Here is a 22,481-nt window from a genome sequence, read left to right as displayed (position 1 = left end):
AAGAAGAAAAAGAAGAAAATAAGATAAATAAAAAGTATTAGATAGCTAAAAGGATAATAAAAATAATGTTTCATTGGGGCATCTCCTCCACATTCACAAAGTACTCTTCTCCGTTGATCCATATCTTGTACTTCTTTCCTTCCTTGGGTGGCTCTGGGGTTTCTTCTGCTAACCCTTTTCTACGCATGAAGAATTTTCTAGCCACATCTGGAAATAGAGCGTAAGATAGAACATCCTCTTCATTATCGGCTAAATCGCCTATCTCCTCTTTAACTTTTTCAAATCCTGGCTCCAGTAAATCTGCAGGTCTAGCAGTTATAGGTTTCTCATCACCCAGAACCTTCTTCTTTATTTCTTCCTTTATCTCTCCTGGAGGTTTTCCATATAGACCTTTTATGTAATTTCTCATCTCCTTAGTTACCATTTTCCACCTCTCACCAGAGATAACATTCATAACTGCCTGAGTGCCTACAATTTGGCTTAATGGAGTTACAAGAGGGGGATAGCCCACCTCTGCACGAACCTTGGGAACCTCTGCAAGAACCTCTTCGATCTTGTCCTCTGCCTTCATTTCTTTCAGTTGATTGTAGAGATTAGATAACATACCACCCGGAACTTGATAAATAAGCACTCTCGTATCTGCAATGCGCATTTCCATTCTAGTGTACTTTCTCAGCTTTTTCTCAACTACTCTGAAATACTCTGCAATTTTTTCCAATTTCTTTAAATCCATTCCGGTATCATATGGGGTATCCTTAAAGGAGGCTACCATACTCTCCGTTGCAGGCTGCGCAGTTCCGAATCCAAAAGGAGACATTGCGGTATCAATTATATCTACTCCTGCCTCCACTGCTTTCATATAAGTTATCGGTGCCCATCCAGCCGTGCTGTGAGTATGTAAATCTATAGGCACACTGAGCTCTTTTTTCATCATTTTAACCAATTTTGAAGCTACTGTCGGACTCATAAGTCCTGCCATATCTTTTATGCAGATAGAATCCACGCCTAACTCTTCCAATTTTTTTGCCATCTCAACAAAACTCTCCAAGGTGTGTATTGGACTTATCGTATAAACCACAGAACCTTGCGCATGCGCCCCTGCCTTCTTTACAGCCTTAATTGCCGTTTCCATGTTTCTTATATCATTTAGAGCGTCAAATATACGAAAGATGTCAATTCCAGCTTCCACTGCTTTGAACACAAATTTTTCAACAATATCATCGGGATAATGCCTATATCCAACCAAGTTTTGGCCACGCAAGAGCATTTGCAAGGGAGTGTTTTTTATGTACTTTTTTAGAGTTCTGGGCCTATCCCACGAATTCTCGTTCAAAAATCGCATGGCAGAATCGAATGTGGCACCACCCCAAACCTCTAGAGAGAAAAATCCCATTTCGTCCATTGCCTCTGCTATTGGTATCATATCTTCTGTGCGCATTCTGGTGGCAAACAAGCTTTGGTGTCCATCTCTAAGTGTTGTATCTGTGATCTTCACCATGGGCAAGTAAATGAGCTTTTAGTAAAAATATTTTTAGGAGCAATTCTGAAAAAATTTATGTATTACCTGTCATTTCACTCTTTGCATGGCCGGGATAGGGTAGGGGCTATCCTAGGGGACTGTGGAAAAGCCCCTTTAAAAAAGGTGCTTTACCCCTAAAAGGAGCTTTGTGGCAATCCCTTGACCCGGGTTCAAATCCCGGTCCCGGCCCTGATATGAATATGCGCACTCTTGTTAAGTACCCATTTCTACCACAGGCCCTAGATGTTGTAAGAAATATAGAACTGGATGAGCTACTTACATCCTCAATTTATGAAAACGCTCGCGATTACGGGATAGCCAAAGTTATAAGCTGCTTTGATGAGAATCTTAGGAGCTCAATAACCGATGAAGAGACAAAAATTATTGGATTTTATATTTCCAAGCTTTTTCTAATAGCTCTTAGCGATCCAATAATAACAAGAAGATTTGCGAATGTTGTAAGAGACGAGCTTGAAGGACACTTGATTGAGGATAGCAGTGAGAATATATATCTTGTTGCATCCTCTTTGGGAGTAAAGTACAAGGATATTCCCGAGAAAATTAGAAGATTGCACGAGGAGAATCCAAAACCTTGGGTTGCAGGCACAAAATACGAACTCTTCATATTGGTTCATTTCTTAGATTTTATAAAATATGCATCGGGCATAAGTGGAGAAGCTTTCAAGCTTATAAATCAACCTCTTAAAGAAGGATGGGTCCCTGTGAGCAAAGAGGAATTCATAAAAATATTGAGAGAAGCATTTGTTAAAAATTTTGTAAGGGATATTGAGAGCAATGCAAATAAAAAAGATGCATTAAAAAAATATTTTAAAGATGAAATTGAGAAAATTAGAGAATTGAAAGACGCATACATCTCTAAATACTCCTCTCAGGATTTTGGCGATGTGGTGGAAGATGCATTTCCTCCCTGTTTAAAATCGATACTTGTCAAATTGAAGAATGGAGTGAATCTACCCCACCAAGCGAGATTCTTTCTTGTAACATTTCTTCATAAAATAGGGGTCAGAAATGATGATATAATGAAAGTATTTGCAACTGCGCCTGATTTTAATGAATCTATGACAAGGTACCAAGTTGAGCACATAACTGGGGGAATTTCGAAAAAGGAGTATGAAGTTCCTAAATGCTCCACTCTTCAAGCATACGGGCTTTGTGTGAAGAATGCAGTAAATGATAACCTCTGTAAAAAAGACTGGATGAGCCATCCTCTTCTTTATTACAAAATTAAGAAGGAATGGATTTCCAGGCAGAGAGAATCCTCTGAATAGCCGTTATATGCCCAAGAACTGCAAATAGTATTAAAATCCAAGAGGATATGGAGAAATAGTAGCCCCACCAGAAAAATTGTATTATGGGCAGGAGCATCAATATCACTAATCTATCTGCTCTGCCAAGGATACCCCCGTATATTCTTCCAACTCCCACTGCCTGTGCTTGTGTGCCCACATAGCTGGTCATAAACACGCCCGACAATGCAAATAGGCCGATTAGTGGGGTTGAATATGGACTTAAAGATATCCCAATTATTATTATCATATCCGCATACCTATCAATTAGATGATCAAGAAAATCCCCCCTATTTGAAGATATGCCCCGTAATCTGGCAACTTTACCATCAATAGCATCCATCAATGATGCGAGGATTAAGAATGCAAGAAACGCAAATAGAAAATATGAACTAATATGGGTGAGATAATAAGATATGGCAGCGAGAAATGATATAAAAAGAGAGATTAATGTTATGGTATTAGGATGCATTTTCATAAATGGTTTGGATAATGATGTTAGAAGCGAATCAACATTCTTTCTATATTTATTTAGTACCATTTGAGTATTTCCTCCATATAGTTTATTCTTGCCAGATATCTTTTGTCCCATGTTTTTATTATATGCTTCACCTCTTTTGCAGCATCTTCCGCTTTCTTCGTGGTAGTATCAACCTCAAATACTTTATCTTTTCCATGATAATTAATGGATTCTGCCGTTATTAATCCCATGGCCTCTGCTTCCAGATTCTCTCTTATTTTCTCCTTATTATACCCCCTTTTTTCCAATCTCTTTCTCAATTCTTCAGGATGGCATCTTAGCACAATTACCTCATCTACAGGCATTTCGTGAGAGTAATGTCCTTCTACGATAATAACCTCCTCTCCAATATTCTCTATTTTCTCCTTGAGATACTCAATATCAACAACATCCGCATCTCTATCCTCGTCATGGTAAAGTATGGCATCTTTGAAATCTTTTAGATAAACTACCCTATACTCATTTTCCAGTATCTTTGCAATTATAGTTTTGCCAGTACCCGGAGTTCCTGTTAGAGCTATAAGCATATAGTAAAAAAAGAGTTAAAGTATATTTAATTTCTCAAAAATAAAGAAAAAAGAGTTATTCTTTTTCTTCCTCAGAGCCCTCTTCAGTTTCATCTATATCTTCTTCACTTTCTTCACTAGGATTTTCTTTAGTGCTTTCTTTCTTTTCCTCCTTCTGCATGGGTACCTTAGGCTTTCTTGCAACCGCCACTATCGCTATTATCAGTGCTATAATTCCCAAAACTATACCTGCATAACCTATGTTATTGCTAGAGCTTATTGCCTTATCTTGCTCATTGTTCTTACTCTGTATATCACTTATATTTGTGTTAATCTGCTGTATATTGCTCTGTAAATCATTTGCTTGGTTCTTCAAATCGTTAATCTGGCTCTGCAAGTTGTTTATGTTCTGTTCAATCTTGTTTACCAATGTTGTATTTAACTCCTCAATTGCTTTGTTAAGAGCAGTAACATTCTCTTTTAAATCATTTTGCAGTGTATTAATTCTAGAATTTAGGGTATCAAGCTGGGATTTTATATTATTTATATCACTGTTAATTGTGGATATGTCACCCTGGATAGTAGATATCTTGCCTTGGAGAGCTGAGATTTCATCTTTCATAGTAGTTACCTGACTCTGTAAATTACTTATCTCCGAGTTAATAGCATTAATCGCATTCAATATTTCTGGTATCTGAGGCAAATATAAAGCAGTAACTATTTCCGTGGCAGAGTTGCCTGCCTCGTCAGTGGCCACAACCCGGAACACATTTTCACCGTTGACCAAGGTAGTCTTATATGCAAAGTTTCCATTTGGATCAACAGGAACATTTACTCCATTTATGGTCACCGTTGCACCAGGTTCTGTGGTTCCATTTATCCAGAAGGTAGATGTATATGTTATAGGAGTATTTGTAGATGTGGTTATCTTCAAACTTGGCGGTGTAGCATCCACTGTAAATGTCCAACTTTCAGTAACTTTATTCCCTCCATTATCTACAAGAGTTATTTGCACAGTATGCTTTCCATCAGCTAGCAGGAATGGAACATTTGCAATTACATTTCCACTATTGCCATTAGCAATTACCCTCGCAGGTATTGTTATACCATCTATCTGTACACTCACCTTGAAGAATCCACTATAAATTTCATCGTACCATGTAAAGTTAAGCTCTGGACTTCTATCATTTGTAATGGTATTCGCCAAATGGAAAGATTCTATCTGGGGAGCTATTGTATCTGTAACATTAATTGTTTGATAAATAATATTATTGCTTGAACCTCCTGTGGTCAGTGTTGCACTCTCGCCCGGAGTATTTGTAGATATCTTATAATAGTGTACCCCAGCAGTAGTATTACCTAGAGACATAATAGCAGTTATATAATCTCCGGAACCTATAGCACCCACCTGGGTACTACCAATATGAGAGATCCCTGTAGAATATGCGTCTATATAGAATCCAGTATAATTAACAGATTCATCAGATACTAGCTCTACATACACAGTAGAGCCGTTTATAAACGGAGTCCACAGATCGTTATAGAAGCCGGTGTAAGATACTTGTAGCTTGCCTGTGGAGTTGTAAATATACACATAATCCCATCCAGGCTCAACGTATAGATAATTAAAGTGCAAAGCTATCTTTGTTGCATTTGGAACAGTTATTGTCCAAACATTATCATAGTTGTTTGGATATGGATGCGGAGATTGTATATTTATATCTGTAACATTTTCCATTTCCCACAGATCAACTTTAGTACCATTAGAAGCTAAGGGACCAAAGTTGTATAACTCAATATTTATATTATCATCACGCTGATATGCCATAACTGGCTCTACATCGTAACTCAATACCTTGAAAGTTGCAATTGACCAGTATCCATTTGGATAATAAAAGCTAACATCATTCCTTGGATTCTGATCTCCTGGAGTGCTTGCCATTACTTCAATTATATCCTCACCTGCAACCTTTGGTGTCCAAGGCACGGTTATGAACTTTGTTTGTCCAGGTGCAAGAGTCACAGACACTGTTTTTATTGTACCATAGTAATCCATAACAGTTACATTGCTTGTGGCAGTGGTTGTTGTGCCTATGTTTGTTATTTCAAATGTGATACTATTGGGCTCTCCTACAACTGGGTCCTTTTGGATGAATACTTTTTGAACCCAGACATCTAAAGGCAAATGCACATGGAACAAAGCCCACATCGCGTTGTTATTCAAATTTGTATCGCCAGCGACATCAGCACTCGCAACTACATACTGCCACCTAACTGAAGAATTTGTTGGATCCATTCCCAAAGGTATTAAGTTAACAGCTTTCCAAGGTATCGTTACATAAGCAACTTCACCAGGTGCAAGAGAAGATATAGTTGCATTCCCAAGCCAGACCAAGGGATGGCTTAGGTTACCTTCTTGGAATATAAGAACATAGTTCTCCAGATAGAAATGAACCGTTATATTAGTTGCTGTAGCATTTCCAGAATTATATACAACCGCAGTAACATTCGTGGTTTTTCCAAATGCAACATCTCCATAGTCTAGAAGAGTTATAACCTGAACATCTGGGGCGGTACTCTTTATATTCTCATTATAGGCTCTCCCATTATAATTTGTTCTTTCCGTAGCACTCAGAGGTGGCATTGGAGAGCTGCAAGACATATAGAACCTTGTGTTCTTTCCATCTGCACTGTATACGGATAGTATATAGGTTCCTTCTCTATTTGGCACAAACGAATATGTAAAGTTATTTACCCCATTGTTTGTCGCCACAGGATGCAAAGTTTTCATATCAAGTATGAAATCATAATAAGTTGGCTGTGCTCCCCAAGGACCAGAACCATATCCATGCTCTAGATAAAGAAGCTCAACTTTAACTATTGGAGAATCGGTACTTATATTCACGCTTACTTCCTTTCCTCTTGTAATTATTGGCACATCATTTGAATTATAAACCGCGTTGGGTATTATAACACTTGGCACATTGTAAGATGGATAACTGGCTCCGTTTCCAGATACTTTCAATGCGGGATCTCCTATGAGTGAGTATTCAAAGTAAGACCTTGCCCAAGGATTATCATTCATTCCAGTATCCCATGGATCAACACTTGTGAGATTTTCACCTAGCCAATAGTTGTAAAGACTCAGAGCATAATAGTACATCATACCAAGGGTTGCATAACCATAATAGTGTGTAGCTAGGAAATATCCTGCCACAGTACCATCTTCTGTTATCAAGTCCCCAAAGTCATTTGGAGCTACCAATGTCCCATTATCAAAGTAGGCAAAAGTGCTTCCATATGCCTCTCTATCTGCTCCATAGTATGCAATTATGCCATTTGGTGCATAAAGCATCTTTTCAGCTATTGATGTACCGCCATTTATTCCAGATGCAAACTCTGAAGGATACATCTCTTCATCCCAAGCACCGTTTAGGCAAGAGCCAGATATGTAAATTGGCAGGCTTCCATAGGATGAATTCATGCTGAAATCCCAAGCACTAACTTCATCGTTGTGGTGCCAGAATGAAAATCCTGAGCCATGGGTTATTTCAATTATCATATCGCTGTTGTACATCATCTTTATGAAATTATTATATGTGTAATTTCTTAGTGTGTGGAAATACTCAGTGACCTTTGCTCCATCAAGCCATCCATAGTTAAGTGGCTCTAGAACTCCTGTCTCTCCAAGGAAGTATGGGGTTTCAAATACCTGTCCTCCTGAGAGTGTGACATTCTCTATACCTGCAGTTTTATGAGTTGCGTAATATATTATTTTATTAACAACCTTGTTTGCAGTCAAAGGATTAACGGGAATTCTACCTATGAAGAATTGTGGCTCATAGCTGAAGTATGTAGAATTGTAGTTTGGCTGGGCATAGAAAGCATCCGTGGGTATCCATGCATCATACATATCTGATAATCCATAATATGCCAGTAGGTACATATACTGATCAGTCCAGTAATAGCTTGGCGGTACTGCTCTTGCATTACCAAATATTGTTATGTATTCTACATTACTCCCATAACTCTCATTCTGCAAGAATGCTATTATTTTCTTTGCCAATGTATAATTGTATCCTATTATCATATTCTTTTCCAGAGGTAGGGCCTGACCACCGAGCAAACCATAAGGATCTGTGGTAGCATTTGCATATCCGTTTACTGGCGGATTCGGTGCAGGCTGGTAGTTCTTTGCAATCCAAGTAGTTGTAACTACCCATGATGTTACTCCTGTGCTGTTATGGAAATCTGCAAGTCTCTGCGCTGCTGCCTTTAGCTGTGGAGAGGTGATTATTATGTTTTCTACATTAATAGGAGCACTGCCGCTCTTAAGAGAGCCTGGAGAATAGGAAACAACCACCTTTGCATGGGTCATTACTTTTACTTCGTTTGTAACTGGATTGTACTTTACAGGATATATGTAAACATTCACTATCGTCTTATCCATTGTCTTGCTTATTGTAAAATCGTAGTTTTTATCGGGATAATATTTGCTGGACTTGTATACTTTCTCATTGTATTTTGGTGGTGAAAACTTAGCCGGGAAAGCCCTTCCTGATTTCAATGCAGGTGCAGGTATTGGAGATATTTTCAGCTTTCCGTAAGAAGTCATCCATATATTTTGCAAATTGACTCTTATGTTCTTTGCACCTGCAGGCAAGGTAAAGCTTATTATTTTCACAGGTACTGCAGGATCTCCAGGGTTAGTTAATTCCCTCATACCCTTGCCTACAATATATCTCCCACCGTTTGGGCCTGTCACATATTTCAAATCTTTTACATTTATGTGCACATCCCTGTATAAGAAGTGTACTCCCTGCATATTTGCTTGCTTTGCCTGAACGGATGGTTGTACACTGATTATCACTGCAAACGCTGTTAAAACCATTAAAGTTACCACTAGGATACTCCCCAATTTACCAAATCTTCCACCTTTCATGAGGCATCACCCTATTGGGTAGAAAAGATATTATAACCCTACTATTTATTTTTTTCTAAATGCTCTTTTAATGCAACTTTTAATTTTTCTGCAATGATTTTTCCATCCACTTTACCACGAAGTTCTTTCATAACCAGCCCCATTAAAGGCTTAAAAGCCATTTCTCCGCGCTCTTCAATTAACTCCTTTTTCTCTTTGATTATCTTATCAATAACGGCATCAACATCTACCTCAGTGGAAAAATTCTGTATGAGATCATCAATATTCTCACCGCCACAGGCACGCTCAACGATTTCCTCTACAGCCTCTTTGGCAAATTTTCCATCTTTTAGCGCTTTGAATATAGCCTTATAATCTATTTCATCACATCCAAGAAGAAGGGCTCTTGCCACCACTGTTGGATAACCGAAATTCTTTGATAGATATTCAAACAAGTCATCTTTACCCTCGTGGATAAGTTGCCAAGCAAGCTCTTCATTTATACCCAAAGAGAGTAGCTCCTTAACTCTCTCTTCAGGCATTGGCGGGAGAGAACTTACAAGTTTTTGAAGGTGCTCTTTACTTATTCTTATTGGTGGTATATCTGTCTCTGGATACATTCTAGCTCCACCTGGTAAGGGCCTAAGATAATAAGTGGTACCGTCATCTCTTGGACCCCTAGTTTCATCAGGCACCCCTTTTATTGCAATTTTAGCTCTTTCTATAACTTTTTCTAGTCCTAACTTTGCCTTATCTTCCATCTCTGCGATAATCACAAAAGCATCCTGTTCTCCAAGTCCCATCAAATCTCTTATTTTTTCAACTTCTTCAGCGCTAATTCCATAAGCAGGAAGCTCGTCTGAATGGAAGAGGCCCCTTATCCCAATCACCCTAACTCTGTCTGCAAATTCCCTACCTAATCTATATTTATCATTTTTAAGCACACCGACATATCCGAAAAGTCTTATGCCCAAAACCTTGCCTCCTTTCTTTAGCATCTTTTTTATTATTTTTGACTCGGTGTCTTCAAATATTTCAGTTAAATCGTAAATTTTCTCATCCACCATTGCCCTTCTTTCCTGTAAGATTCTTGCTATCTCTTTAAGCATCTCTTGCCTCTCAATCTCCATATTCACCCATTTTGGAATCATATTGAGCTTAGAAGCCCCCTTTATTTCCACCCTGCCTTGTCCTGTGGATAGATTGATATCTTGTCTAATGGTACCCACTCCTCTTCGCACTTTCTTTGTAGCTCTTAATATGTATCCTATTTTCTGGGCAACTTCTTTTACCTCTTCACCATTTTTCATATCTGGAGCAGTGGATATCTCTATCAAAGGAATACCTAAACGATCTAAGCGATAAACAACATAATCATCCTTCTCCTCAATTTTCCTCGCTGCCTCTTCCTCTAAGCATATTGTTGGAATTCTTACCTTTCCAAATGATGTTTCAATGTAGCCATCCACAGCGATAAGTGCTGTTCTCTGAAATCCGGAGGTGTTGCTACCATCTATGACTATTTTTCTCATTATATGAATCTCATCTACAATCTTTGCATGGAGCATTAGAGCCACTGTTAGTGCTACATCAAGAGCTTCTCTATTCAAATCGTGGGGAGGCTCTTCATCGGCCTCCACCAAGCAAGAATTATCCGTTGCTTCATATATGAATTTTCTATGTTTCAAACTTTCCTCAATAGCAGCCTTGTCTATCTCGCCCATCTCGCTCTGAGTGGGTCTCAAAACTCTCTCAAATTTGTAAATTACATTATCACTTAATTTTGAATCACAATTGCAAAAAAGCTTCTTTGTAGCAAGTTGTTGGTGTATTTCAAGCCCACTCTTTACCATGTTATCATCCTCCTTGTTGAGAGCTCGCCCCTTAGATTCTGAGATAATAGAGCTCTTGCTTTCTGAGCATCATAATTTCCAAGAAGCCACATCAATTTTATGTAAGCAACCTCTGGTAGCATATCCTCCAGAGGTATAACTCCAGCTTTTTTCAGTTCTCTGCCCGTTGAATAAACATTCAAATTCACTCTTCCATAAAGGCATTGCGAAGTTATTCCAATTATCATACCATCCTTTATTTTCTTTTGAATGATATCTAGAAGATGGGTACCCACATGGCCCAATCCTGTACCGATGATAATTGCTCCATGCATGCCCTCAAGCATTCTTTCAAGCATATCCTCACTTAATCCCGGATAGTAGTAAATAAGGGCAACTTTTTCGTCCATTTTCTCTAAGAGTACATTTTCTTCACTTTTTCTCTTGTACTCTCCATAAAATTTTATCTCATTTCCCCTAACTTCCCCCAAAGGTTTTGAGTTTATGCTCTTAAAAGCATCTCTTCTTGAGGTGTGCATCTTTCTCACTCTCGTAGCTCTATGAATATGGCAGTAATCATCGCTTGTGGTCGCATGCATCACAACTGCAACCTCGCCTAAATCGCTCTTGGCAACCTTTACGGCTGAGAGAAGATTCATATACGCATCACTGCTTGGCCTGTCTGAACTTCTTTGGGCTCCAACGAAAACAATAGGACCTGTTTGGTTCTCAAACATAAAGGATAAGGCAGAGGCTGAATAGCTCATTGTATCTGTACCATGAGGTATAACCACTCCTTCCGAGTTATCCAATTCTTTTTTCACATGCTTTGCCAATTTGATCCAATACTCAGGTTTCATATCCTCACTTAAAATATTGAAAAGCACCTCAGCACGGACATTGCACTCTTCCTCAATTTCGGGCACGGAGAATATTAAATCTTCCGCAGTTAATGCTGGATGTACTGCACCTGTCCTATAATCCACATAACTCGCAATGGTGCCCCCTGTGCCTATTATGGATATTGTTGGTAATCCTTCTCTGCTTTTTATCTCTCTTTTAACTCTTTTTTTCTTCTCACCCTTCTTAAGAACCTTTATCTCGAGAGGCGCAATGCCCACATTATATCCATTATCAAGCTTGAGAATGATTATATCCTCATCACTAAATTTATTTCTTGGCATTAAAACTCCTTTAAATATTCCTTTATCCGTCTTGACTTCCACATAATCTCCAGGCTCAGGATTCATAAAGGGGTATGGGCGAAGAATTATTAACTTTTATCTTAAATCCCAAAATTGTTTATTCTGCGCATATTTTAATTCTTCTTTGAGTACTCTTTTTGCGATCTCGAACTCGTTCTCGTAAGGTACTTGTAATATCCTGGCTGCAGTTGTAAGTCCTATGCCACGTCCTGCAAGTGCTAAAGCTGCAGCTTTTTTATGTACTCTGAGAAGATGAGAAATTGCCATCATCCTATCTAACTCTTTTTTCTCCTCTCTCGTGAATTTCTTCTTTTTTAGAATTTTAAGCTTATCCTCTTCATAGGGCTTTAAAAGAGTTACTCGCACGCTTCCACAAAACGGGCAAATCGGTTTTTTGAAATCCTTAACTTTAATATGTATGCTCTTTCCACAAGATAGGCAGGCAAGAATCATATCCTCTTCCAATAATCTTTTCTGAACGGCCTCTATAATGGGTCTTGTGGCTATGATTGGTGACACCAAATCTCCATGCTCCTCCAGAAGTATCTTGCTTTTATCGCTCATCTCTCTAACGATTATTTCCGTCTTCCCCTCTCTTATCTTTTCTAATATTAAATTTACAACCTCAACATCCATATAATCAAAGCTCATCTTGTTTAGCACTTCTTTGTATAGGGGTGTACCTTTGTAAGCATCCACGATTTTCTCAATTCTTACCTTTTTCATATCTGCCCCTTTCTTTATCACACCCATCTTTTTTGCAACATGCATAAATATGTAGTTGAATAAACGGGAATTCTTGGCCACAAGCCTCACTAAGCCCTCTACATTTCTCAATTTCTCCAAAAGTTCTTTAATATAAGGAGCATTGACATGGGGATTGAATAGAGCAATATGGTATGGAGATACTGAGAATTCCACACTCTCTCCTATTTTTTGTGATAGAATAGATGAAAGGATCAAAGCGAGTGTATAATTCGCCTTGCTCCCACCTCGTACACCGATGAATACTATGCCATTACCATTCTCTATAACTATTCTCCCTTCATTCCAATCCATTTTCCAGTTTTCAAGGATTTTCTTAGCTGCAGAGTTGAGATATTTCATATCTGGCTCGTGAGATGCAACTTGATATGGCACAGGGATCTCTTCACCCACCCATGATGGGGGCATAGCTATATCTCGCAAGTACTCAACAAGCACTTTATCCTCCCTTATATCCACTATTCTCCAAGCCATGCCATTCATAACAAAACTCTCTCCATAATTGAGAGTAGATACAAAGCTCTCATCCAAAGTACCTATAAAATCACCATGAAGTGTTATAACCTTGTACAATTTCTCATCTGGAATCATTGATATGTTCTGATAAAAATACTCTCTCCCTCCCCTTGTTTTTCCAAAGGCTATGCCATCGTACCAAACCTTTCCTATATCTTTCATAAAATTCAAAATATCCTCAAACTCTTCAAAGCTCAAATTTCTAAATGGATATGCATTTTTTATAATTTCATAAGCTTCTCTTGCATTCATTTTTCCTTCAGAGTTAGCCATGGCTACGAGCTGATTAATAAGAACCATCAAGGGCTTCTCTCTTATTTTTACACTCTCTATCCTTCCCTCGTGCAGAAGGGATAGTATGGATGCAGATTCCCAGAGCTCCACTGGTGTGTGGGCAAATATTGTACCTCTCGAAACCTCATCAATCCTGTGCCCTGCCCTCCCAATTCTCTGCAAGAGTTTTGTAACTTGCCTGGGGGAGTTGAATTGAATTACAAAATCAACGATACCCACATCTATTCCAAGTTCTAACGAGGATGTGCATATGAGAGCTTTTAGCTCTCCCCTCTTAAATTTGTCCTCAGCTTCAATTCTAACCTTTCTGCTTAAAGAGCCGTGATGTACTTCAATTGGCGGATTTGCAAAGAGGAGACGGTATCTCATGCCTATATCCTCCGCTGTGCATCTTGTATTTGTGAAAACTAGAGTAGCTCTTGCTTTGTTGATTTCTTCCCACATTTCCATAAGGGTAGAGGCATAATCAACATCACTCCCCATAATCTGAGCTTCTTTCTCGTATTTCTTCTGCGGAGCCCTGATATTCACATCTATCCTCTTTCTCAATTTTACTTTCACAATCTCAATACTTTCATTAGGCGATAAGAACTTTGCAATCTCCTCTGGGTTTCCTACACTTGCCGAGAGCCCTATGACCTGGAAACGAGTCATTTTTCTCAATCTCTCAAGCCCAACTGCAAGCTGCGCACCGCGCTCATCACTGGCAAGCTCGTGAATCTCGTCTATGACAACAAATTTCACACTTTTCAAGCTCTCTTTTAATCTCTTTCCTAAAAACATTATTTGAAATGTCTCTGGCGTGGTAATTAGAACATCAGGGGGATGTAAAGAGAGCTGTCTTCTCTCATAAGCAGTGGTGTCTCCATGCCTGACCGCTATTCTCAACCCCAATTTCTTTCCGAAATCTTCCAATCTCTTCAATAAATCCCTATTCAAAGCCCGGAGAGGAGTTATGTAGATACACGCAATTTTCCCATAATTTCCATCCACTAATTTGTGAAATATGGGCAGCATAGCTGCTTCCGTTTTTCCACTACCAGTGGGAGATACAAGCAATACATTCTTTCCCTCCAGAATATATGGTATAACCTCCCTCTGTGGCTCGGTTGGCTCGAATATGCCTTTTTCTTCCAGTACCTTTTGAATTGAGGGATGTAATGTCTCAAACACGAGTTTGTGTAGAGATAAAGATATAAAAATTTATTTCAAAATAGGTTAAGTTGAATTCCTCGAAAAACATGAAAAAAGAAGAATAAAAATAAGGAAGGATTAGACATAGAGATCATAGGCAAGAACTTTGAAGAGCAGGAGTTTAGAAGCACCAGAGAAAGAATGGGAAAATATGTAATCTCCAACAACTCTTTTGAAAGAGTGGAAGACTGATTCAATTACATTTCTATGCGAGTACTTCTTTTTCCAGTCAGGTGATTTGCTCTTTTCTAACAATCTCCTTCGCAATCCTCTTCTTGCTTTATTACGGATTGCTATGTATGGAGTTCCTCCTTTATTCAGAACAAATCGTATGTTACGTAGAGAATCATAGCCCTTATCTGCATACACTTCTTTTACTCTCTCTTCCTCCAAAAGAGGAATGAGGTACGGTGAATCGTTAGTGTGCCATTTTGTAACTATTGCATTGGTAATGAGCTTCCTCTCAATATCCACAGCAGCATGCAATTTCAATCCTTCTCTTATTTTTCCTACTTCTCCGATTCGCTGTGTGTAGTAGTATGAACGGTAATAAATTTGAATACCTGTGGAATCCACTGCAAATTTATTGGGTATTCCCATTATTTTCACTATTTCTCTAAGCACAATGCGAATCCATCGTTCTGGTATTCTTCTCAACTCTCTTGAAATTGTGCTTTTATGGGGGATTTTCTTCAATCTCATTACCCTCTTTATCTTTCTCATTTCTCGCACAATCTGGAGCATTCTTTCTATGCTTCCTGCATACTGCACCAGCACTATCAGCATTATGTGCTGGTGCAGAGTGTAGTCCTTCCTAGAATACTTGCTCCAGTAAAGCGGGAGTTTCGCCCTCTTCATTGCTCTTAATCCTATCTTCACAATCTTGTATAACTCTAATTTCCTGCTCATCCTTTATTTATCTCTCCTATTTTATTTTTCTGTAGGGTTGCAACTTACCCTCAAAATAAGAAGATTAAGGCTACGCCTATCACTGCCATAAGTGCCCCAAATATGCCACGAAGATTTACTTTCTCTTTGTCCATCAAATAAACCACAGGAAGAACCATGAGGGGGGTAGTAGAGAGCAAAGTGGATGCTATACCTACCTGTGCATACTTTATTGCGATCATTGAGAGCCAAAGCCCTATGAATGGTCCTATAAGAGATCCAAAAATCAAGAGTTTTAGTGCATATCTATCTTTCAAACCGCTTAATATATGCTTGGGTTTTTTCCATATAATAAGGGTAAGCCATATAACCGGTAGAGCTGCAAAAACTCTGATCACTGTGGTTGAGAGTGGATTGAGGGGGATGGAAGAATAAAACATCCCGTACTTCGAGAACACTACGCCTATACCCTGTCCAATAGCAGCTATTGTTCCAAAGATTGTTCCTTTAAAGATATGAGTTTTAAATTTTTTATTCTCATTCCTTTCCTCTTTTTCGATAATTACAATCCATATACCCAATAAAACTAATAGTATTCCAATTAGTGCTATATGTGTAGGTACCTCGTGTAAAAGAATATAGCCTCCAATCAACGAAAAAATTGGAGCCATTGAGGAAACTAATATTGCCTTTCTTGCACCCATCTCCACCAGAGCTCCGAAGTAAGCTAAATCGCCCACGGCAAGCCCTATTATACCGCTTAAGGATAGTATAGCAATTTGGTTATAACTAACTATTGGAAAAAATGTTCCATAAAGAATAAAATTTGAAACTGAAAAAAGAAATGCACTGATTGTTATTCTTAAAGCATTTAAACTTAAAGGACCGATTCTCTTCCCAACCTTGGTGAATAAGGTAGAAGATACGCTCCACATAAAAGCTGCCGATAAGGCTGCAATCTCACCGTATATTTGGGACATTTGAGCCTTGATGCAAATGTTCTTATTTAACTTTACTATTGAAAAATTTTATATAGAAGAATATTTTTTCATTTTTGAGGTGATGGGAATGGAGATATCCGAGATGAGGGAGTGGGAAAGAATATCTGCGCATTCTCACATTCTTGGACTGGGGCTTGATGAGAATTACAGGGCTTTGAGAAAAGCGGATGGTATGATAGGACAGATAGAGGCAAGAGAGGCAGCGGGTATAATTGTCAAGATGATTAAAGAGGGTAAATTTGCAGGTAATGCCATTCTAATTGCAGGCCCTCCGGGAAGTGGCAAAACTGCCCTTGCCATAGGAATTGCAAAAGAGCTTGGTGAGGATGTACCCTTCGTGCACATCGCTGGCAGTGAGATTTATAGCAGTGAGGTGAAAAAGACGGAATTCTTAACTCAGACATTGCGTAAGGCGATAGGGGTGAGAATTCACGAAATGCGCAATATATATGAGGGAAAGGTTGAGAGTTTGAGTGTGGAGTATATGCAGCATCCTTACAATCCGTATCAGAAGATTCCTGCAACCGCAACAATTACGCTTAAAACAAAAAATGAGAAGAAAAAACTAAAAATGGATCAAAGCTTTGCTATGCAGTTATTGCAGCAGGGAATTGAAGAGGGCGATATTATTCAGATTGATGCAGATAGTGGAAGAGTAGTGAAAATAGGCATTTCCAAAGATGCTGTGGAGGAGAAAAGCTACGATTTGTCCTCTGAGAAGATTATGGATATCCCAGATGGCTCCGTGCTGAAAGAAAAAGAATTTGTCTATACCCTAACTCTCAACGATTTGGACATGATGCAGTCCCGCTCTGGAATGGATTTAGCATCTTTGCTATTTGGTGCCTCTGAAAGAAAAGAGATAAGCGAGGATGTCAGAAGAAGAGTGGATGAACAGGTAAAGAGGTTAGTGGAAGATGGAAGAGCAGAATTAATCCCAGGAGTTCTGTTCATTGATGAATGCTCAATGTTAGATATAGAAACATACGCTTTTCTAAATAAGGCCATGGAGCAGGAGCTCTCTCCTATTATCATATTCGCAACCAATAGAGGAATAACAACTGTACGCGGTACTGATATAAAATCACCGTTTGGTATGCCTCTGGACCTGCTGGATAGATTATTGGTCATAACAACGAAGAAATACGATGCGGAGGATATGAAGGAGATCATAATGACAAGAGCTAAAAAAGAAGGGATAAAAATAGAGAAAGATGCAATGGAATATCTTGTAGAGATAGGCCAGAAAGCTTCTTTGAGGTACGCAATACAGCTCTTGGCTCCAGCGTGGGAGCTTGCAAATAAGGAAGAGATAAAGAGAGAGCACATAGAGAGAGTATACAAGCTCTTTGCAGATGTAAAACGCTCAGTGAACTACCTGCGCAAGATGGAAGAAGAAATGATTTATGACTAATTTTTTTATTTTAAAAATAAAAAATAGAGGGTTTAGTAGATTCCCTGGTCTATCATGGAATCTGCTACTTTCACAAAGCCACCTATGTTTGATCCCAATAGCAAGTTTGTGGGCTTGTCGTACTTCTCTGCATACTTTACACCAGTGTTGAAGATGTTTACCATTATATCGTGCAATTTGCGATCCACTTCCTCTGCGCTCCAATAGGTGAACTGTGCATTCTGACTCATCTCAAGACCGCTTACAGCCACACCACCAGCATTGGCAGCTTTTGCAGGTCCAAAGAGCACATCATTCTCAAAGTAGAGATTTATTGCGTCCAATGTGCTTGGCATATTTGCACCCTCTACAACAGCTATAAGCCCTGCATTAATTAATGTCTTTGCATCCTCTGCATTTATTTCATTCTGGGTTGCACTCGGGAATGCAATATGTACCTCTCCTGCTTCCTTAGCTGCAACTTCCCAAGCCTTCTTGCCAGGGAACCATGGTAAATCGAATTTCTCAGCGACTTCCTGCAAGCGACCATGCTTTATGGCTTTTGTCTCATAAACTGCGTTCCAAATATCATCATTTATACCATCTGGTAGATACATTGCTCCCTTAGAATCTGAGAGTGTGACAACTTTACCGCCAAATTCAGTAACCTTCTTAGAGGCAAATTGGGCAACATTACCACTGCCAGAGATTGCAACATTATAGCCCTTCAAATCTTTCTTGCCCTTGAACTTCTTGAGCATCTCAATTAGATAGTATGTGGCACCATATCCAGTTGCCTCAGGCCTTATCAATGAACCGCCCCAGTTCAAGCCCTTACCAGTGAGAACTCCTTCCCAGCGGTCTACAATCTTTCTATATGCTCCAAAGAGATAACCTATTTCCCTTCCACCAACACCAATATCTCCAGCAGGGACATCGGTATTTGGTCCAATATGTCTGTATAGCTCCATCATAAAGTTCTCGCAGAAGCGTCTTACCTCAGAGTCGCTCTTACCGTGAGGATCGAAATCAGAACCGCCCTTGGCTCCGCCCATAGGTATGCCGGTCAGGGCATTCTTGAATATTTGTTCAAATCCTAAGAACTTCAATACTCCAAGTGTGACAGTTGGATGGAATCTCAAACCACCCTTGTATGGGCCTATTGCTCCATTGAACTCGATTCTGTAACCACGATTTACATGAAGCTCTCCATTGTCATCCTCCCATGTTACACGGAACATTATTACACGCTCTGGCTCTGTTATTCTCTCTAGAATCTTGTGCTTCATATACTTAGGGTTCTTCTCTATTACAGGTATCAAAGTGTGAAGCACTTCAGTGACTGCCTGGTGAAACTCAGGCTGTGCAGGGTTCTTTGCCTTCACATTCTCTATTATATTTTCCACATATTCTTTTGCATTCATATTATCACCTTCTTTTTAGGCAAGGGGAAATCGCAGTAATAGATATAAACTTTCTTGATTGAAAGAGCGTATCATGGTTATATAAAATTTGAAAAAGCAGCCCCGGGAGGATTCGAACCTCCGTCCAGGGATCTCTCCGAAGCCCTTTGGGGATAAAGCACCTTTTTAAAGGGGCTTCGCCAGAGTCCCCGATGCTTGACCACTACACCACGGGGCTATGCAATGGGTAAATATCGGTGCGATATTAAAATTTTGCGCAGTTAAACGGCGTTATATTCTGCATTTCACCATTACACTTTGACCATTAAATAGTAGAACATAAAGTTCATGGTTTATTATTGCAATTTGGTCAGGAGAATTTATATCAAAACTCATACCATCACGGGAGCATACTGGCTTAAATTTTATGCCGTTTTCTGAATAGAGAATATCCTTCCCTACTGCAATTGTTATGCCATTATTATGGTAAAATGGCACCCAGTAAATGTTGTATTTTCCCTCAATTCTATCGGTAAATGGATTTATCACAAATAGATTTATATTTTTCTCTAGTGTTTCATAATAAAATATTTTATTATCCTGCGAAAACGCAAAAATTTCCCATGCGTGCGTATTATTTAGTATAACTTTGTATCCCGTTCCTCTTGTTTTCAGAAGAGCACCTTCTCCATTACTAAGATTTGAAATAGCGACTCCATATGCAAGGTATACTTCATTATTTAAAGCGAATAAATAACTGTTGAAAATGAATGCAACATTTTTAATTCTGTAAATCTCTGTAAAGTTGTTAAAATCCTTAGTTCTCACTAATTCTGCGGAATTTTCGTTCTTCTCAAATAGATAAAAATATCCGTTTGAAATAAGCATAGAATAAATTTCCAATTTGTGTGTATACCATATTTTATCAACTTGCAAATTCTCGTTTATTTTCACAATCAAGGAGGTTAAATTTGATAGTATAATAGAAAAATATGCGGAGTCTCCATAACTGTATTCTTTTATCCTATCTATTTTTTCACTAACTCTTAATATCTCTTTCCAGTCTTTACCCTCTATGGAATATCTATTTTGGATAGCCGTTATATAAAATATACCATAGCTGTTATTTTCTTCATCCACATTCGGTCTTACATTAGCTCCAAGATATAGCATTGTCTCATTCTTAAATGTAAAGATTCCAGTGGTATAAAAATAGGAGTTCACAGGTAAATGGATTTTAATCTTAAGAGTATCATTATTCTGGTAGGTGCCTAGAAGAACTACACCCGCAATTGCTGACACTATGATTACCACACTAATTGCAACTGCAATACTCTTTCTCATTAAGAATTAAAATCCACACAGAATATTTAAGGTTTGCTTAGGAATTTGGAAGAAAGTCGGAAGGGTGCGAATCCATCCGACCAGCGATACAAAAATAGCGCCGCCGGCAGTATAGAATAATAACCTAATCATCCTTTTTATCACCCAAAAGAAGTTTTTCAACTTTTTCATAAGGTTTTTCCAATCCAACAGGTCCCATTCTATGGTAGAATTCTTCGGTTGTGGAAGTTCTACTATGTCCAAGCTGAGCACTAACTGTTGATAGATCTACACCTCCTATCTCCCTAAGCAACTTAGCTATAGTAGCCCTGAACTTCTTTATATTGAATTTCTCTATGCCTACTTCCTTTGCCCTATCTGCAAAATGTGTGAAGTATCCTCTAAATCCCCAGTAAGGATCCATTATCTCCCCGTTTCTTTTGATCCAGAAGAACAGGTATTCTGAAGTTCTCAACCCCATCTCCTCTCTCAGTTTCATGTACTTTTCCCATCTTTCAATGTATTTTTCAAGAAGACCCTTCAACACTGGAGGTATGTATACTACTCTCTCATGCCCACCTTTTCCTTCTCTCACAATGATAAGATTGTTTTTCAAATCTATGTCATCCTTCTTTAAGACTATCACCTCCGAATATCTTATACCCGTCCACGCGTAGATCCATATCATAGTCCTATGCTTTAGCTCTTCAAAATTCTGCTCTCCAAACATCTCAAGTGCCTTTTTAACATCCTCCACAGCCATGTAGAGAATGGGCTTCTTATCCTCTCTTGGCACTAAAAATCTCATTTTAAAAGCTCTGGGGTTCATAGAGAATGCCAAAAACTGGATAAAAACTTGGAAAACTCTGCGATAATAGTTCCTATCGTATCCCTTGAGCTTTAACCAATAAAGGTACTCTCTAGCATCTTTCTCCGTTATAGAGGCTGGATTTGGAAGATATCCGTACTTTTCCTTCAAAAACTCTTCTGCTTTTTCAAGCTTGATTCTGTGATCCTTCACAGTTTTTATTTCCCGCGTAGTTTTCAAGTATGCAAAGTATTCATCCTTGTTTTTCTGCCACCCCTTAGACTCTGTTGTGCTTTTTAGCATGGCCCTGAGATTCTCTATCAAATCTCTTGCATCTTCATAGTTTCCATTTTCTAACGCCTTACTTACCTCGTCTACCACCTCTTTTATCTTTCTTATGTTCATCTCACTTCCCTCATCATTTTCTAAATGTCTAAATTTAATGACATTTTGACATCATGCAAAAAACATATATATACCTTTCGTCTTACCTACATGATGATGAATAATTATGAAGAAGTTAAAGATGTTTACACCATAGAAGTGCTAGCTGACGGACTCTCTCACTACATACGGGCTGCGGTTCTGCAAGCTTTAAAGAAAAAACAAAAAATGCGAATTCCCGAGCTTTTGAAGGTTCTAAAAGATCAAGATTTGCCAGTGGAGAGAAACTCTATAAGGCCCCATCTTTACAAGCTGATGTACAGTGGAATAATAGAAATTATAAGGATTGAAGGTAAGGATTATGTGATTTTGAAGAAGGATGTTAAAATACTTGTAAGAGAGGTGAGGAACGATGAGTGATGATGTGGTAAGATTCTCCTTTCTGCTATCCGGCGGAGAGGAGATAACCAGATTGGTGGAAATAAAGGGCATGGATACCACAAATTTTGTGAAGATTAGAAGAGCATCTGAAAGATACCTTATTCAGATTGGCCCGCATACAATAGATCTCCCAGCAAAGCTAATGAAGGAAATGGTGGAAAATATATTACTCACATACCCGGAGGATGAGGACCTAGAAGGCATAATAATTACTCTTGCCCAGGACAAGCCTTGGCTGTTTGAGAAGCTGAGAAGATAATC

At 38.8% G+C, this 22,481-nt stretch carries 16 protein-coding genes and 2 tRNA genes; 5 read left to right on the top strand and 13 right to left on the bottom strand.

Features of this window, described 5'->3' with window-relative positions; all coding sequences use genetic code 11:
• Positions 1-70: 70 nt before the first annotated feature.
• Positions 71-1,498, bottom strand: a complete 1,428-nt coding sequence (locus ABOO_RS06220) for an oxaloacetate decarboxylase subunit alpha (protein WP_012997370.1) — start codon at positions 1,496-1,498, stop codon at positions 71-73.
• A gap of 88 nt (positions 1,499-1,586) precedes the next feature.
• Between ABOO_RS06220 and ABOO_RS08005 the strand changes: the two genes are divergently transcribed.
• Positions 1,587-1,708, top strand: a tRNA-His gene (locus ABOO_RS08005).
• An 11-nt stretch (positions 1,709-1,719) separates the two neighbouring features.
• Positions 1,720-2,808, top strand: coding sequence for a DNA primase large subunit PriL (locus ABOO_RS06215; protein ID WP_008083891.1), 1,089 nt, complete (start codon positions 1,720-1,722; stop codon positions 2,806-2,808).
• Here the strand turns inward: ABOO_RS06215 and ABOO_RS06210 are convergent.
• From ABOO_RS06210 to ABOO_RS06175, 8 genes are all read right to left on the bottom strand, one after another.
• Positions 2,765-3,367: a CDP-alcohol phosphatidyltransferase family protein gene (locus ABOO_RS06210; RefSeq protein ID WP_012997369.1), complete on the bottom strand. Its 603-nt coding sequence runs from the start codon at positions 3,365-3,367 to the stop codon at positions 2,765-2,767. The genes ABOO_RS06215 and ABOO_RS06210 overlap by 44 nt on opposite strands.
• On the bottom strand, positions 3,358-3,873 hold the full coding sequence (locus tag ABOO_RS06205; RefSeq protein WP_008083757.1) for an adenylate kinase family protein: 516 nt from the start codon (positions 3,871-3,873) through the stop codon (positions 3,358-3,360). The genes ABOO_RS06210 and ABOO_RS06205 overlap by 10 nt, the downstream gene beginning before the upstream one ends.
• 55 nt (positions 3,874-3,928) lie before the next feature.
• Positions 3,929-8,794, bottom strand: a complete 4,866-nt coding sequence (locus tag ABOO_RS06200) for a C25 family cysteine peptidase (protein ID WP_008083836.1) — start codon at positions 8,792-8,794, stop codon at positions 3,929-3,931.
• A 41-nt stretch (positions 8,795-8,835) separates the two neighbouring features.
• Positions 8,836-10,626, bottom strand: coding sequence for a Glu-tRNA(Gln) amidotransferase subunit GatE (gatE, locus tag ABOO_RS06195; protein WP_008083858.1), 1,791 nt, complete (start codon positions 10,624-10,626; stop codon positions 8,836-8,838).
• Positions 10,620-11,855 (bottom strand): Glu-tRNA(Gln) amidotransferase subunit GatD, encoded by a 1,236-nt coding sequence (gatD, locus tag ABOO_RS06190; RefSeq protein ID WP_008083764.1) that lies wholly within the window; start codon positions 11,853-11,855, stop codon positions 10,620-10,622. The genes gatE and gatD overlap by 7 nt, the downstream gene beginning before the upstream one ends.
• Positions 11,856-11,885: 30 nt before the next feature.
• Entirely contained in the window at positions 11,886-14,558 is a 2,673-nt protein-coding gene (locus ABOO_RS06185; protein ID WP_008083890.1) for a DEAD/DEAH box helicase, read from the bottom strand.
• A gap of 99 nt (positions 14,559-14,657) precedes the next feature.
• Entirely contained in the window at positions 14,658-15,488 is an 831-nt protein-coding gene (locus ABOO_RS06180) for a transposase (protein ID WP_008082381.1), read from the bottom strand.
• 50 nt (positions 15,489-15,538) lie between these two features.
• A complete protein-coding gene (locus ABOO_RS06175; RefSeq protein WP_008083829.1) occupies positions 15,539-16,447 on the bottom strand; it encodes a DMT family transporter in 909 nt (302 codons plus the stop codon).
• An 88-nt stretch (positions 16,448-16,535) separates the two neighbouring features.
• On the opposite strand from ABOO_RS06175, the gene ABOO_RS06170 reads away from it, so the two are divergent.
• Positions 16,536-17,882: a RuvB-like domain-containing protein gene (locus ABOO_RS06170; protein WP_008083775.1), complete on the top strand. Its 1,347-nt coding sequence runs from the start codon at positions 16,536-16,538 to the stop codon at positions 17,880-17,882.
• 32 nt (positions 17,883-17,914) lie between these two features.
• Here ABOO_RS06170 and gdhA read toward each other — a convergent pair whose 3' ends face one another.
• From gdhA to ABOO_RS06150, 4 genes are all read right to left on the bottom strand, one after another.
• Positions 17,915-19,285 carry an NADP-specific glutamate dehydrogenase gene (gene gdhA, locus ABOO_RS06165; protein WP_012997368.1) on the bottom strand — a complete coding sequence of 457 codons (1,371 nt, stop codon included), beginning with the start codon at positions 19,283-19,285 and terminating at the stop codon, positions 17,915-17,917.
• A 97-nt stretch (positions 19,286-19,382) separates the two neighbouring features.
• A tRNA-Gln gene (locus tag ABOO_RS06160) sits at positions 19,383-19,502 on the bottom strand.
• A 53-nt stretch (positions 19,503-19,555) separates the two neighbouring features.
• Positions 19,556-20,608 carry a hypothetical protein gene (locus tag ABOO_RS06155; protein WP_008083834.1) on the bottom strand — a complete coding sequence of 351 codons (1,053 nt, stop codon included), beginning with the start codon at positions 20,606-20,608 and terminating at the stop codon, positions 19,556-19,558.
• 124 nt (positions 20,609-20,732) lie between these two features.
• On the bottom strand, positions 20,733-21,800 hold the full coding sequence (locus ABOO_RS06150; protein ID WP_008083947.1) for a tyrosine-type recombinase/integrase: 1,068 nt from the start codon (positions 21,798-21,800) through the stop codon (positions 20,733-20,735).
• A 93-nt stretch (positions 21,801-21,893) separates the two neighbouring features.
• Between ABOO_RS06150 and ABOO_RS06145 the strand changes: the two genes are divergently transcribed.
• Positions 21,894-22,199, top strand: coding sequence for a hypothetical protein (locus tag ABOO_RS06145; RefSeq protein WP_012997367.1), 306 nt, complete (start codon positions 21,894-21,896; stop codon positions 22,197-22,199).
• Positions 22,192-22,479 (top strand): hypothetical protein, encoded by a 288-nt coding sequence (locus ABOO_RS06140; protein WP_008083941.1) that lies wholly within the window; start codon positions 22,192-22,194, stop codon positions 22,477-22,479. The genes ABOO_RS06145 and ABOO_RS06140 overlap by 8 nt, the downstream gene beginning before the upstream one ends.
• Positions 22,480-22,481: the final 2 nt, after the last annotated feature.

This window comes from Aciduliprofundum boonei T469 (assembly GCF_000025665.1).
Taxonomy (GTDB): Archaea; Thermoplasmatota; Thermoplasmata; order Thermoplasmatales; family Aciduliprofundaceae; genus Aciduliprofundum; species Aciduliprofundum boonei.
This window is presented reverse-complemented; position numbering and strand designations above follow the sequence as displayed.